Here is a 12,986-nt window from a genome sequence, read left to right on the forward strand (position 1 = left end):
CTGTTGTCGCTGTGCCGGCCGCGTGCGCCGGCCCGTCCGTGCCGGCGGTGCGTGCCGTTCCTGCCGCTCCTGCTCTGTCCGCTGTCGCCCCGACTCCGGCCGGCCGGGCCGGGCAACCTTCCAAGTATCCGTTACCGGCGATCTGTACCGGTTCATGGGGTCCCGCCTTCCCTTCTCCGTCACCGGGTGCCACGCCCTGTGTACTGCTCCAGCTCCGGTACGTCCTTGCCGGTGACGACGGCCGGCCCGGTGAGCACCGGCTTGCCGCCGCCGAGGACGTCGGCGTTGTCCCGGTGGAGCCGGAGCAGGTCCACCGCCTCGTACCCCTGGAGGTACGGCTGCTGGTCTACCGCGAACTCCACGTCCTTGGCCTTGAGGAGCTTGACCACCTCGGCATTGAGGTCGAACGTCGCGATCTGCGCCGAGCTGCCGGCCTCCTGCTTCGCCTTGACCGAGAGGGACGCGATGGGCGCACCCAGTGTCACGACGGTGTCGAGGGAGGGGTCGGCCTGGAGTTCGGCCTGGATGGAGGACTGGGAGGCGGGCGCGTTGGTCCCGTCGACGTCGAGGGTGTCGACCTTCCCGTGGAACGCCGCGCGGACACCGGCGCAGCGGTCCTCCAGCGACACGTTGCCCTGCTCGTGGATGACGCAGAGGACGTGCCGGGCGTGCCGGTTGTTCAGCTCGTCGCCGACCGCACGGCCGGCCACCGACTCGTCCTGCCCGATGTGCGCGAGCGCCCCGTAGGCCGCGGAGAACTCGCCGCCGGAGTTGATCGTGACGACGGGTATGCCCTGTGCCACCGCCTTCTGGACGGCGGCCTTGACGGCCTCCGGTTTGGCGAGCGTGACGATCAGCCCGTCGACCTTCTGGTCGATGTAGGACTGGATCAGCTCGGCCTGCCGCGAGCCCTCTTTGTCATGGGCGTAGAGGAACCTGACGCCGTCCTTGGCGGCGGCCCGCCGGGCACCGTTCTGCACGATGTCCCAGAAGGTGTCGCCGTCGCCGGAGTGGCTGACCATCCCGATGGTCATGTGTGCCGCGCCCGCGCGCCCGCCGCTGCCACCGGGCGCGCTCTGGGCCTTCCCGCCGGAAGTGCCGCATCCGGCGAGCAGGGCACCGGCGGCCAGTAAGGCGACGGCGGTGCGGAGGGTCGCGTGCCGAGCAGATACGGGTCGAGCCTTGCGCGCGCAGATCATCGTGGACCGCCTTCGCTCCCCGGCCGCCGGATTGCGGCTGGAGGAGTTCTAACGGCGCGCGTCCCGCCACGTCAATAGTTTGTCCGAACATTCTGACGCGAGCGGGGTGGCGGAGCGGGGAGCGGGCCGGGCGGCGGCCGGCCCGCCGCCCCGCGCACGCGGGCAGCCGGAAGCACCGCTCACCGGCGGACGAAACCGCTGGTCAGCGTGGATGGGACCGACTCAGGGCCGGACCAGCAGCTGGAACTCGAAGGCGTAGCGGGACGCGCGGTAGACGTGCGAGCCGAACTCGACCGGGCGGCCGGTGTCGTCGAAGGTGGTGCGCTGCATCGTGAGCAGCGGCGCGCCCTCGGGCTCGTCGAGCCGCGCGGCCTCCTCGGCGGTCGCCGCGCGGGCGCCCACGGCCTGACGGGCGCTGTGCAGGGTGATCCCGGCCGACCGCATCAGCCGGTACAGGCCGGTCTCCTCCAGGGCCGCGGTCTCCAGCTTGAGCAGCCCGACGGGGAGGTGGTTGCGCAGGTGCGCGACCGGTTCGCCGTGGGTCAGTCGCAGCCGCTCCACCAGGGCTACCTCGGCGCCCTCGGCGATGCCCAGCGCGGCGGCCACCTCGGCGTCCGCCTCGGTGGTGGTGTTGAGCAGCACCCGGGTGGCCGGCTTCTGCCCGGCCGCCTCCAGGTCGTCGTAGAGGCTGCTCAGCTCCAGCGGGCGCTTGACCTGGCTGTGGACGACCTGGGTGCCGATGCCGCGGCGGCGGACCAGCAGCCCCTTGTCCACCAGCGACTGGATCGCCTGGCGCACCGTGGGCCGGGACAGGCCCAACCGGCCGGCCAGGTCGATCTCGTTGCCGAGAAGGCTGCCGGGCGCCAGCCTGCCGTTCTCGATCGCGGCCTCCAACTGCTGCGACAGCTGGAAATACAACGGGACCGGGCTGTTCCGGTCCACGCTGAACTGGACGGGGCCCTCGGCTCCCACGGCTTGTGCATCGCGTTTCCCCACGCCGGCGAGCGTATCCGCCCGCGCAGATGACGGGAAGTCCGTAGGTCACATTGTCCGGACAAGGTGGGTCGGAACCGTTCGGGCGGGCCCGGCGCGGCCGTCCGCCTACCAGGGCAGCGGGCGGCCGTCGCGGAAGAAGCCGCCCGTCGGGCCGTCGTCGGGCAGGGTCGCCGCATACAGGACGCTCTCGGCGCCCTCCGCGACCGGCCGGCCGCCCGGTCCGCCCATGTCGGTGGCCACCCACCCGGGGCAGACCGCGTTGACCAGCACCCCGTCGGCCCGCAGCTCGGCGGCCAGCATCCGGGTCAGCGCGTTCAGCGCGGCCTTGGACGCCGAGTACGCGGGGGTGCCACCGCCCATGTTGGTCAGCGAGGCGGCCTCGCTGGAGACGTTGACCAGCCGCGGATGCGCCGAGGCCCGCAGCAGCGGCGCGAAGGCGATCGCCGTCCGCCACGGTCCGTAGAGGTTGGTCTCGGCGGCCTCGCGGACGGCGCGCAGATCGGCGGTCACGGCGCGCTGCCCGGTGTCGTAGCAGGTCCCGGCGTTGTTGACCAGAACGTCCAACCTGCCGAACTCATCGGCCACTTGGGCCGCCGCGATGGCGACGCTGCGGTCGTCGGTGACATCCAGCCACAGCGGGCGCACGTCCAGGCGGGCGCCGTCCGGGCCGCCCTCGCGCAGCTCGTCGGCGGCCCGCCGCACGGCGTCCGGGGAGCGCCCGGTGAGCAGCGCCGTGTGGCCGAGCGCGGCCAGCCGGCGTACGACCTCGCGGCCGATGCCGCGGGTGGCGCCGGTGACCAGGGAGACGGTGGTGGCGGCGGTCCGGGCTGCGGGGGTGGCGGGCATACGGGCTCCTGGGGTCGTCGCGGGGGTCGGCGGATAGGTAGCCGGCCGGGGGCGGGCGCTCACTCAGCGGTCCGCCGGGCCGCCCGTACGGCCGGCCGGGCGGTCGCCGTCCCGGCGGCATGCGGTGGTGTCCGCAGGCGCCGGGCGCCCCGCCGCCGACCGCGCGTCGGCGGCCAGCGCGCGGATCCCGGCGATCAGCAGCAGTGCGCCCAGCAGCGGGCCGGCCGCCGCGAGCCCGACCGTGGCCGGGATGCCGAACTGTCCGGAGAGCGCGCCGAAGGACAGCGGCCCGATGGCCGCGCCCGCGAACAGCCCGCCCTGCATCGCCGCCCCGGCCCGCGCGCTCTCACCGGGCAGCAGCCGCATGGTGGCGGCGAGCAGCAGCCCGGTCCAGCCCCAGCCGCCGGCCACCGCGAGCAGCGCGCCGGCCAGGAACGTCACCGGGGTGCCCGCCGTGATCAGCGCGAGTCCGGCGGTGCCGGTGAGCATCATCGCGGCGACGGTCCGCGGGATGCGGTGCGGCGCCCGGTCGGCCTGCCGGCCCGAGCCGAGGCGGACGGCGATGCCCAGCACGCTCGCCAGCATCTGGAGCGTCCCGGCCGTGCCGGCGGAGAACCCGGAGGCGGTGCCGATCTGGATGAAGTACGCCGAGCCGACGTTGCTGCCGATGGTCGCCAGAGCCGCGGCGACACTCCAGGCCGCGACCACCCGGCCGGTGGTCCGGGGGCTGTGCACGGCGGCCGTACGCGGCGCCTGCCCCGCTCCCGAACTCGCCGCCGCGGACGGGGAGTCGGCGGCCGGCCGGCGGGCCAGTGCGGCCGCCGCCAGCGACGTCAGCGCGATCCCGGCCGCCGTCCACAGCGCGGGCCGCCAGCCGTACGGGGCCGCCACCAGCGTGACCAGCAGCCCGGGGAGGAACGGCCCGGCGCCGAGGGACGCGCCGAAGAGGCCGCCCGCGAAGGAGTGCCGGCCGGGCGCGATGTCCGCGGCGATGACCCGGGCCGCGACCGGCTGGGTGAAGGCGTTGCCGAGACCGGCGAGCGCGAGCAGCAGGCACAGCTGCCAGAGGTGGCCGGCCAGCGCCAGCCCCGCGAGCACGGCGGCCGCCAGCAGGCCGACGGCGCCGAGCACGGCCCGCACGGGGAGCCTCGGCACGATCCGGCGGGCGGCGAACGACCCGAGCGCCGTACAGGCGAAGAAGCAGGTCACCGCCGCCCCGAAGGCCGTACCGGACAGGTGCAGGGCCTGCTGGACGGGCGCCGCGAGGGCGGGCGCCATCAGCCCCGGAGTCACGGCCGCGACGGACACCAGGACGGTGGCGACCAGCCGCCCCCAGTGGCTGCGGCCGGCCGGGTCGGGAGCCGGCGGGGTGGGCAACGAGGAGTGCGGGGCGGCGAGTTGGTGCTGCTGCGGTGAGTCCATGCGGTGATCCTCGGGCCGGATTCCCCTCCCCGTCCAAGACCGTTTCTGATAACCATGAGCTATGGATGCCCATGTGCGCGATCTGCGCTATTTCCTCGCCACCGCCGAGGAGTTGAACTTCACCCGGGCCGCGCAGCGGCTGTTCATCTCGCAGCCGGCGCTCAGCAAGCAGATCCGGCAGCTGGAGGACGGCCTCCGCGTCAAGCTCTTCCACCGCGACCGGCGCACGGTGACGCTGACCGCCGCCGGCACCGCCCTGCTGCCCCGGGCGCGCGAGGTCGTCCAGCTGTGGGACGAGGCTCAGCGGGCGGTCAGCGACGCGGCCGCAGCCGAGGCCGCCGTCCTGACGCTGGGGGTCTCCACGAGCGTGGGCCGCGGCCTGCTGCCCGCCATACGGGCGCGGTTCGCCGAGCGGCGCCCCAACTGGCAGGTTCGGGTACGGCAGATCAGCTGGGAGGACGGTACGGCCGGCCTCGCGGACGGCACGGCGGACCTGGCGCTGCTGTGGCTGCCGTTCCCCGAACAGGCGGCGTTCGCCGTCGAGGTGGTGGCCACCGAACCGCGCTGGGTGGCGCTGCCGGCCGGGCACCGGCTCGCGGACTCCGCCGAGATCCCGTTCGCCGAGCTGCTCGACGAGCCGTTCCTGGCGCTCCCGGAGAGCGCGGGCGAGCTGCGCGACTACTGGCTGGCGGTGTCCGAACGCGGCGGCCGGCCGGTGCGGACCGGTGCGGTGGTGGCCAGTGCGGACGAGACGTTCGAGGCGGTGGAGGCCGGGCTGGGCGTGGTCCTGCTGGCCGCCGGCAACGCCGCGCTCTACCAGCGCCCCGGCGTGGTCGCCCGCCCCGTCGGCGGTCTCTCCCCGAGCCGGCTCGCCCTGGCCTGGCGCCCGGACGACCACCGGACGGTGCTCCGCGACGTCATCGAGGCGGTACGGCAGCTCCCGGTCCCGTAGCCTCCGTCACATCCGGCCCACCGCCCGGCGCCCCACCTCCGAGGAGCCCCCGTGTCCGTACGCCGTGTCGTCCCCGACATCCACCTCGCCCCCGGCGGCGCGCCGGACGCGCTGGCCGAGAACCGCGCCTTCTACGGCCTGCTGGGCTTCGAGGAGGTGATGAACCACGGCTGGGTGATGACCCTCGCCTCGCCCTCCCACCCCACCGCGCAACTCACCTTCATGACCCGCGACGAGACCGCGCCGGTCGCCCCCGACCTGAGCATCGAGGTCGAGGACGTGGACGCGGTGTACGCCGCGGTGCTCGCCTCCGGCGCGCGGATCGTGCACCCGCTCCAGGACGAGGAGTGGGGCGTCCGCCGCTTCTTCGCGGTGGACCCGAACGGCCGGGTGATCAACGTCCTGGGGCACCGTCCCCCCGGCCCGGCCGCCCCGTCCGACCACGGCAACTGACTCCTGGCTGCTGACTACTCGCTGCTGACTACTCGTCACTTCCCCATCCACGCACGCTCGTACTTCCGGTACGTGCCGTCGTGCGTGGCCAGGTGGACCCACTGGTTCACATACGCCAGGAACGCGTCGTCGCCGCGCGGCAGCGCGTACGCCTTCTCGGAGAAGGTGAACGGCCGGTCCGGGTGCACGGCGCACAGCTCGGGGTGGACCCTGGCCTGGTAGCGGGTCTCGCCGGCATCGGTCATCATCACGTCCGCCCGGCCGGCGACGATCTCGTCGAAGATCGTGGTGTTGTCCGGGTGGACCGTGATGGTGGCCTTCTTGAGGTGCGCGCGGGCGAACTGCTCGTTGGTGCCGCCGGGGTTGACGACGACCCGGGTCCCGGGCCGGTCGATCTGCTCCAGGGTCCGGTACCGGCCCTGGTCCGCGCAGCGCACGATGGGCGTCTTGCCGTCGGTGCGGGTCGGCTCGCTGAAGTACACCGCGCGGGCCCGTGCGAGGGTGACGGAGACACCGCCCATGCCGATGTCGCAGCGGCCGGCCGCGAGGTCGCCGACGAGCTTCGCCCACGTGGTGGGGACGTAACGGGGCGTGGCGTCCAGGCTCTTGGCGAGGTCCCGGGCCATGGAGATGTCCACACCGCTGTAGGCGCCGGTCCTGGGGTCGCGGTAGCTGAAGGGGCGGTAGTCGCCGGTGGTGCACACGCGCAGCACACCGCGGCGCGGGACGGCGTCCAGCAGGCTGCCCGGCCGCCGGTCGGGCCGGTCTGCGGCCGGCGCCCCCGCCGCCGTCACCCCGGCGGTCGGGGCGGCCCCCGGGCTCGGGGCGGGGGTGGCGTACGAGGCCGCCGGGGCGGCGGCGGTGAGGGCGAGCAGGCAGGCGAGGGCGGGGAGCAGGACGGCGCGCTTCATGGTGGGCTGACTCCTCATCAGGCGAGCGGAGCGCTCAGGGTGGCAGAGCCGCCGCGCCAGGTGAAGCCCCGCCCGGCCAGTGGGACGGCACCGGACCGCAACTCCCCGTCCCGCTCCACCGGTTCGCCCCCTTCCCGGCCTTGCCCCTTCCCCCCGTCCCGCCCCCGGTCAGTCCCCGTAGAGGTCCATCGTCCTCTCGCCGCCCGGCTGTTCCGGCACCGCGTCGGCGAGCCGTACGAGGAGGTCCGCGGCGCGCTTGGCGACGGTCTCGCGGTCCCCCTCCGACAGGGCCGAGCCCATCCCCACCGCGACCGCGCCCGCGGCGATCCACTCCGGCGCGGTCTCCGCCGTCACCCCGCCGGTCGGCAGCAACGGCGCCTGCGGCAGGGCGGCGCGGACGTCGCTGATCCAGGACGGGTGGCGTCCGGTGGCCGGGAAGAGCTTGAGCGCGTCCGCGCCCAGCTCCAGGCCCCGCACGATCTCGTTCGGCGTCGAGACCCCGGCGAAGACCGGCACGCCGTAGCGGTGGGCGGTGCGGATGACCTCGGCGTCCAGGCTCGGCGAGACCAGGAAGCGGGCGCCCGCGTCCACCGCCATCCGGGCCGACACCGCGTCAAGGACCGTACCGGCGCCGATGACGGCGTCGTCGCCCAGCTCGCGGGTGAGGGTGGTCACCGCCTCCAGGGCGAACGGAGTGGTGAGGGATATCTCCAGGCTCGTGATGCCGGCCGACAGCAGGGTGTCGGCGGTGGCACTCGCCTCGTCGTAGGTGGCGCTGCGGACGATGGCGAAAACGCGCTGCGCCAGTGCGGCCCGGGTGATCTCCCAGCGATACACGGCAGTTCGCCGCCCTTCCTTCTTCTCCGACGCTCGCTGCCGCTGCGACACGGCTCACGACAGACCCAGCACTTCCCGGGGCGCGCCGCGCCGGCTGACCGCTACTGGCCCGTATGCCGCCGATGCCCGCCCACTCCTCGTATCCACCGAAACGCTACCGGCAACCACTGACAATCCTCCCTCGGGGTGCGCCCCTGTGCGCCCCTTCTGCCGAGAATGGGCGAAGGAGAGGGAGAAGTGGCAGGTGAGGCCCGTAAGTCCGGGGGAGCACGACGGCGGCCGGGGTGCGGGTGCACCCCGGCCGCCGGGCGGACGGTACGTCAGCTACCGCTGCTGAGCTCTCAGCAGCTGCGGTCGACGAGGTTGAAGGTCTTGTAGTGGTCGGCGGTGTAGTAGTCCTCCTGGGGCTGTTCGCCGGTCACGATGCGCCGGGCACCGCGGGTGGGCGCGCCCGGGGTGATGACGGTGTACTCGTGGTAGTAGTCCGGCGCGCTCTGGGCCGGGAGGACGCCTTCGGTGTTGGTGAAGACCGACCCGTCCTTCCCCGGGTACGGGAAGGGGCCGCCCTGGTCGATCAGGTTGAGGGTGTCGTGGGCCTGGTCCGGGAGCTGGGAATAGCAGACCTTGCCGATGTCGTTGGCGTCGTCGACGGTCCTGACGTGGGCCGCGACCGTGTGGGTCGTGGCGACGGCGGGCGTCGCGGCGACGGCGGTCCCGCCGAGGAGCAGGGCCGAGGCGAGGGCGCCCGCGGCGCCGATCTTCGTAATCCGTGGGGGGATTCTCATGCCGTACAGAATGACGCGCGTAGACATGCCCCTGTCAATCCCAAGAAGCCTAAGTTTCCCGGGAGTTCACAGGGACACCCCGAGGACACCCCATTTGTTCCGCTGCGCCGCCCGCGTGTTCCCCTTGACCGATCACCAGTTCCGCTCTACTGGCATCGTTATCGACACCCCTCTGGAGGGCCGCCCATGCGCGTCAAGGACTTCGACCACCTCGTGCTCACCGTGGAGGACATCGAGCGCTCGCTCGCCTTCTACTGCGGACCGCTCGGCCTGGAGCCGGTCCGGGTGGACGAATGGCGGGCCGGCAAGGCCCCGTTCCCCTCGGTGCGGGTGACCCCGTCCACCATCATCGACCTGATCACCGGCCCCCGCAGCGGGTCCAACGTGGACCACATCTGCCTGGTCGTCGACCCGCTGGACTGGCAGCAGGTCATCGACTCGGGCCGCTTCACGGTGCTGGAAGGCCCCGTCGGCCGGTACGGGGCGCGGGGCGAGGCGCAGTCGATCTACGTGTCCGACCCCGACGGCAACACCGTCGAGCTCCGCTGGTACCCGCAGGACGTCGCGTAACGGCCGCCGGCCCTTCGGACGGGTCGGGCCCCGCCTTTGCCTCGGAGGCAAATCTTTTGCCTCCGAGGTGAAGGCTGGCTATACCGGAGCCATGACCCAGCTCCCCGACGAGCCCTCCGGCACCGCTCCGGAGGAGTTCGCCACCGTCGCCCCCCGGCTGCGTGACCTGCGACGACGCGGCGGCCTGACGCTGGAGGCCGCGGCCCGGCGGGTGGGCCTGTCGCCGGCACACCTGTCGCGGCTGGAGACCGGTCAGCGGCAGCCGTCGCTGCCGATGCTGCTGGCGCTGGCCCGTACGTACGGCACCACGGTATCCGACCTGCTCGGCGAGACCGCGCCCGAGCACGACCCCATCGTGCGGGCCGGGCGCACCGAGCCGTCGGAGGCCGGCGGCTGGACGTACTGGACCGTCGGCGGCGCTGGACGTGCGATGCAGTCGCTGCGGGTCCGGGTGCCGTACCGGGCACAGCGCGAGCTGGTGCGGGTGCACCCCGGCGAGGAGTGGCTCTACGTCCTCTCCGGCCGACTGCGGCTGACGCTCGGCGAAACGGCGCACGTGCTGGATCCGGGCGACGCCGCGCACTTCGACTCGCTGACCCCGCACCGGATCGCCGCGGCGCACCGCGGCGGTGTGGAGCTGCTGTTCGTGCACACGCTGCTGCAGAGCGGCGCCGCCGAGCTGTGCCTGGGCGACGGGGCGCCACCACACCGCGGGGTCTGAGCCCGCACCGTCCGCCGTTCACCGTTCCGGAAGGGAAGGTCCGTTCGCCGTGCCCGAAAACCCCACCCCCGCTTCCCCCGCCCCCTCGTCTCCCGAGCCCGCCTCCGCGCAGTACGTCGAGAACAAGCCACCGCGCGGCCTGTATGTGCGGGTCTTCGTCTACGTCGTCGCCACCCATGTACTGCTGGCCTTCATGAGCCTGCTGGTCATCATCGCCAAGTCCCGCTAGGAGCCGGCCGGTGAGTCGGTGTCAGCCGTGGCGCGGGACGCGACGCGCCGCTGCACGGAGTACGCCCCCTTGCCCCGTCCCGGCGATCGGGTGACCCTGCTGCCACCGTGCCCGACGCACGACCGGCAGCGCGCCCCGGCGCGCGACGCACGCACCAGACTCGTCCCTGAACCTCGCTGCACCGAGGAGGACCGAAGGATGCACCGTACGCGCACCGCGGTTGCCACCGCCTTCGCCGTGGCCCTTGCCGTGATCCCCCTGGCGGGCATGTCGGGGCCGTCGCGCGCCGCTCCGGCCGGCAGCAGCGACGCCCGGGACAGCCCCGAGGACGCCGCCGCCGTCACCCCCACCCCGCAGTCCGTCCGGGACCGCGACGACCACATCACCGTCACCCGGTCCGTGACCGTGGTCGCCGGGCCGCGAACCGACGCCCCGGCACTGGCGCTGGTCACCAGGACGCTGAAGGACGCTGGCGCCCGGCATGTCGTACGGGCGGGGAGGGCGCCGTCCGGGGGTGGGCAGCTGACCGTCTACGTGGACGGGGCGGGCGCGGCCCGGGCGCTGCGGGAGCTGGGCGCGCGCGGCACCGGCGGGTTGCCGGCCGACGGGTACGCGCTGGCCCTCGGCGCCGGCCGGATCGCGCTGGCCGGCCGGGACGCCACCGGCACGTACTACGCGGCCCAGACGCTGCGTCAGCTGCTGCCGCACCGCGACCGGCCCGGCGCCCGGGTGCGCGGCACCGTCGTGCGGGACTGGCCGGCCACCCCGCTGCGCGGTGTGATCGAGGGCTTCTACGGGACCCCGTGGTCCCATCAGGCCCGCCTCGACCAGCTCGACTTCTCCGCCGAGCACAAGATGAACATCTACGTCTACTCCCCCAAGGACGACGCCTACCTCCGGGAGAAGTGGCGCGACCCCTACCCCTCCGACCGGTTGGCGCAGCTGCGGGAACTGGTGGACCGGGCGCGGGCGCGGCATGTGGAGTTCACCTATGCGCTCTCCCCCGGCCTGTCCGTCTGCTACAGCTCGGCCGCCGACGTCCAGGCGCTGACGGCCAAGTTCGGCACGCTGTGGGACATCGGCGTGCGGACCTTCGCGGTGCCGCTGGACGACATCAGCTACACCAGGTGGAACTGCGCCGCCGACAAGGCGCGGTTCGGGACCGGCGGCGGGGCGGCCGGGGCGGCGCAGGCGCAGCTGCTGAACCGGGTCAACCGGCAGTTCATCGCCCGGCATCCGGGCGCGCAGCCGCTCCAGATGGTGCCGACCGAGTACGCCGACCTGAAGTCGTCGCCGTACAAGAAGGCGCTGGCCACCCGGCTGGACCGGAACGTGCTGGTGGAGTGGACGGGCGTGGGCGTCATCGCGCCGACGATCAGCGTCGGGCAGGCGCGGCAGGCCCGGGAGCTCTTCGGGCACCGGATCCTGCTGTGGGACAACTACCCCGTCAACGACTACGTGAGCAAGCGGCTGATGCTCGGGCCGTTCAACGGGCGGGCGCCGGGGGTGCCGGGGCAGCTGGCCGGGATCACCGCGAACCCGATGATCCAGCCCGCCGCGTCCGAGCTGGCGCTGCACACCGTGGCCGACTACGTGTGGAACGACCGGGCGTACGACGCGCGGGCGTCCTGGCGGGACGCGATCCGGGAGCTGGCCGGCGGCGACGCCCGTACGGAGAGCGCGCTGCGCACCTTCGCGGACGTCAACTACACCTCGGCCATCAACCCGCATCAGGCGCCCGAACTGGCCGCCGCCATCGCCCGGTTCCGGAAGGACGGCCGGCCCGGGCGGTTGGACGCGGTGCTGCGCCGCCTCCAGAACGCGCCGGCCGTGCTGCGCGACCGGCTCGACTCCCGGGCGTTCGTCCGGGAGAGCGGGCCGTGGCTGGACGCCACCCGCGCCTGGGGGGTCGCGGCCCGCGACGCACTCCGGCTGATCGAGGCGGACCGGGCGGGCGACACCGCCACGGCCCGGCAACTGCGGGGACGGATCCCGGAGTTGGTCAGGACGGCGAAGTCGTACGTCTATGTCGACATGAAGGGGAAGCGGATCCCGGTGGTGGTCGGCGACGGGGTGCTGGACACCTTCGTCGCGGACGCGCTGGGCGGGCACGGCGCGTCCCGGGCGGCGCGGGCCCGCTGACCGGTCCGGGCGCCGGGCGGGACGGGCGGCCGGGCGGGCGGGCGGCGATGAGGTGATTCCGCGCTGACCCGGGCGGGCGTCCTCCGTGCCGGAGGGGTGGCCGGGCCCTAATCTGAGGCCCCGGCCACCCGCCTCGCGCCCCACCGGAGGAGATCCGCATGGCCCGACCCGCCGCCCCCCGGCCGAGCGCCGCCGCCGTCCTCGACGACGCGGTGCGCGCGCTCGCCCCGGACCCGGACGCCAACCGGCTCGTCCGCCGTATCGCCACCGGCGAGGCGCCGCGCTCGGTGTTCACCACCTTCGCCCTGGAGCAGCACCAGATCATCGACGCCGACCGGATCAGCTTCCAGCATCTGGCGCGCCGGGCGGACGGCGATCCGCCGATGGCCGACTTCTTCGATCTGCTCGCCCAGGGGGAGGCGCTGGCCCTGGAGCAGCTGGCCGCGCTGGCGGACGCCTGCGGGCTGACCGGCCGGGACCTCGCCGCGTACCAGCCGCGCCCCGGCTGCCAGGCGTACCCCTCCTACGCGGCGCGCCTCGCGCTGAGCGCCGAGCCGGCCGACGCCGCCATCGCGATCACCGCCAACTTCTCGGCCTGGAGCGGCTATTGCGCCACGGTCCACACCGCGATGCGGGAGCACTACGACTTCTCCGAAGCGGCCCGCGGGTTCTTCGCGCTGTTCGCCCGGCCCTCGCCGGAGCTGGCGTCCCGGGCCCGTGCGGCGGTGCAGCACGGCATCGACACCGGCCAGGCGCGGCCGGCGGCGGCGCACCGCTACGGGCGGCTGCTGCAGGCGTACGAGGTGATGTTCTGGAACTCGGTCGACGAGTGACCCGTTCCCCGCGCGCCGGAGCCGCACCGGCGGCGTCGACGGGCGGGACCGGTGAACGGACGGACGGGCGCCCCTGACCGGTTGTCGGGG

14 protein-coding genes are annotated in these 12,986 nt (G+C 74.0%); 7 read left to right on the plus strand and 7 right to left on the minus strand.

All coding sequences use genetic code 11. The annotated features are described in order from the left end of the window. Positions 1-179 precede the first annotated feature (179 nt). The 4 genes from GR130_RS28590 to GR130_RS28605 all read right to left on the minus strand — a co-directional run bounded on the left by GR130_RS28590 (position 180) and on the right by GR130_RS28605 (position 4,463). Entirely contained in the window at positions 180-1,199 is a 1,020-nt protein-coding gene (locus tag GR130_RS28590) for a sugar ABC transporter substrate-binding protein (RefSeq protein ID WP_159507379.1), read from the minus strand. Positions 1,200-1,421: 222 nt separating this feature from the next. Then, positions 1,422-2,195, minus strand: coding sequence for a GntR family transcriptional regulator (locus GR130_RS28595; RefSeq protein ID WP_159507380.1), 774 nt, complete (start codon positions 2,193-2,195; stop codon positions 1,422-1,424). 105 nt (positions 2,196-2,300) lie between these two features. Next, on the minus strand, positions 2,301-3,041 hold the full coding sequence (locus GR130_RS28600) for an SDR family oxidoreductase (RefSeq protein ID WP_159507381.1): 741 nt from the start codon (positions 3,039-3,041) through the stop codon (positions 2,301-2,303). A 63-nt stretch (positions 3,042-3,104) separates the two neighbouring features. Next, entirely contained in the window at positions 3,105-4,463 is a 1,359-nt protein-coding gene (locus GR130_RS28605; protein ID WP_159507382.1) for an MFS transporter, read from the minus strand. A 61-nt stretch (positions 4,464-4,524) separates the two neighbouring features. Here GR130_RS28605 and GR130_RS28610 point away from each other — a divergent pair, with 61 nt between their 5' ends. Together GR130_RS28610 and GR130_RS28615 are read left to right on the plus strand one after the other, a co-directional pair. Then, positions 4,525-5,415 carry a LysR family transcriptional regulator gene (locus GR130_RS28610; protein ID WP_159507383.1) on the plus strand — a complete coding sequence of 297 codons (891 nt, stop codon included), beginning with the start codon at positions 4,525-4,527 and terminating at the stop codon, positions 5,413-5,415. Between the two features lie 51 nt (positions 5,416-5,466). Next, positions 5,467-5,868 carry a VOC family protein gene (locus GR130_RS28615; RefSeq protein ID WP_159507384.1) on the plus strand — a complete coding sequence of 134 codons (402 nt, stop codon included), beginning with the start codon at positions 5,467-5,469 and terminating at the stop codon, positions 5,866-5,868. 35 nt (positions 5,869-5,903) lie between these two features. Here GR130_RS28615 and GR130_RS28620 read toward each other — a convergent pair whose 3' ends face one another. From GR130_RS28620 to GR130_RS28630, 3 genes are all read right to left on the minus strand, one after another. Then, on the minus strand, positions 5,904-6,779 hold the full coding sequence (locus GR130_RS28620) for a transporter substrate-binding domain-containing protein (protein ID WP_159507385.1): 876 nt from the start codon (positions 6,777-6,779) through the stop codon (positions 5,904-5,906). Positions 6,780-6,947: 168 nt separating this feature from the next. Continuing rightward, positions 6,948-7,616, minus strand: coding sequence for a bifunctional 4-hydroxy-2-oxoglutarate aldolase/2-dehydro-3-deoxy-phosphogluconate aldolase (locus GR130_RS28625; RefSeq protein WP_159507386.1), 669 nt, complete (start codon positions 7,614-7,616; stop codon positions 6,948-6,950). Positions 7,617-7,957: 341 nt separating this feature from the next. Then, positions 7,958-8,401, minus strand: a complete 444-nt coding sequence (locus GR130_RS28630) for a ribonuclease domain-containing protein (protein WP_159507387.1) — start codon at positions 8,399-8,401, stop codon at positions 7,958-7,960. A gap of 186 nt (positions 8,402-8,587) precedes the next feature. Between GR130_RS28630 and GR130_RS28635 the strand changes: the two genes are divergently transcribed. The 5 genes from GR130_RS28635 to GR130_RS28655 all read left to right on the plus strand — a co-directional run bounded on the left by GR130_RS28635 (position 8,588) and on the right by GR130_RS28655 (position 12,896). Beyond that, entirely contained in the window at positions 8,588-8,971 is a 384-nt protein-coding gene (locus tag GR130_RS28635; RefSeq protein WP_159507388.1) for a VOC family protein, read from the plus strand. 91 nt (positions 8,972-9,062) lie between these two features. Continuing rightward, positions 9,063-9,692 carry a helix-turn-helix domain-containing protein gene (locus tag GR130_RS28640; RefSeq protein ID WP_159507389.1) on the plus strand — a complete coding sequence of 210 codons (630 nt, stop codon included), beginning with the start codon at positions 9,063-9,065 and terminating at the stop codon, positions 9,690-9,692. 49 nt (positions 9,693-9,741) lie between these two features. Next, complete coding sequence (locus GR130_RS28645) at positions 9,742-9,921, plus strand: DUF6126 family protein (protein WP_159507390.1); 180 nt, start codon at positions 9,742-9,744, stop codon at positions 9,919-9,921. Positions 9,922-10,119: 198 nt separating this feature from the next. Further along, the gene (locus GR130_RS28650) at positions 10,120-12,063 is read left to right on the plus strand and encodes a beta-N-acetylglucosaminidase domain-containing protein (RefSeq protein ID WP_159507391.1); all 1,944 of its coding nucleotides are present in this window, start codon (positions 10,120-10,122) and stop codon (positions 12,061-12,063) included. A 158-nt stretch (positions 12,064-12,221) separates the two neighbouring features. Continuing rightward, positions 12,222-12,896 (plus strand): transcriptional regulator, encoded by a 675-nt coding sequence (locus GR130_RS28655; protein WP_159507392.1) that lies wholly within the window; start codon positions 12,222-12,224, stop codon positions 12,894-12,896. Positions 12,897-12,986 lie beyond the last annotated feature (90 nt).

Source organism: Streptomyces sp. GS7 (assembly GCF_009834125.1).
Classification (GTDB): domain Bacteria; phylum Actinomycetota; class Actinomycetes; order Streptomycetales; family Streptomycetaceae; genus Streptomyces.

Excerpts from the sequence above, each read along its gene's own strand:
- GR130_RS28590 (WP_159507379.1), bottom strand. The coding sequence starts at position 1,199 with ATGATCTGCGCGCGCAAGGCTCGACCCGTATCTGCTCGGCACGCGACC.
- GR130_RS28600 (WP_159507381.1), bottom strand. The coding sequence starts at position 3,041 with ATGCCCGCCACCCCCGCAGCCCGGACCGCCGCCACCACCGTCTCCCTG.
- GR130_RS28605 (WP_159507382.1), bottom strand. The coding sequence starts at position 4,463 with ATGGACTCACCGCAGCAGCACCAACTCGCCGCCCCGCACTCCTCGTTG.
- GR130_RS28610 (WP_159507383.1), top strand. The coding sequence starts at position 4,525 with ATGGATGCCCATGTGCGCGATCTGCGCTATTTCCTCGCCACCGCCGAG.
- GR130_RS28620 (WP_159507385.1), bottom strand. The coding sequence starts at position 6,779 with ATGAAGCGCGCCGTCCTGCTCCCCGCCCTCGCCTGCCTGCTCGCCCTC.
- GR130_RS28630 (WP_159507387.1), bottom strand. The coding sequence starts at position 8,401 with ATGAGAATCCCCCCACGGATTACGAAGATCGGCGCCGCGGGCGCCCTC.
- GR130_RS28635 (WP_159507388.1), top strand. The coding sequence starts at position 8,588 with ATGCGCGTCAAGGACTTCGACCACCTCGTGCTCACCGTGGAGGACATC.
- GR130_RS28640 (WP_159507389.1), top strand. The coding sequence starts at position 9,063 with ATGACCCAGCTCCCCGACGAGCCCTCCGGCACCGCTCCGGAGGAGTTC.
- GR130_RS28650 (WP_159507391.1), top strand. The coding sequence starts at position 10,120 with ATGCACCGTACGCGCACCGCGGTTGCCACCGCCTTCGCCGTGGCCCTT.
- GR130_RS28655 (WP_159507392.1), top strand. The coding sequence starts at position 12,222 with ATGGCCCGACCCGCCGCCCCCCGGCCGAGCGCCGCCGCCGTCCTCGAC.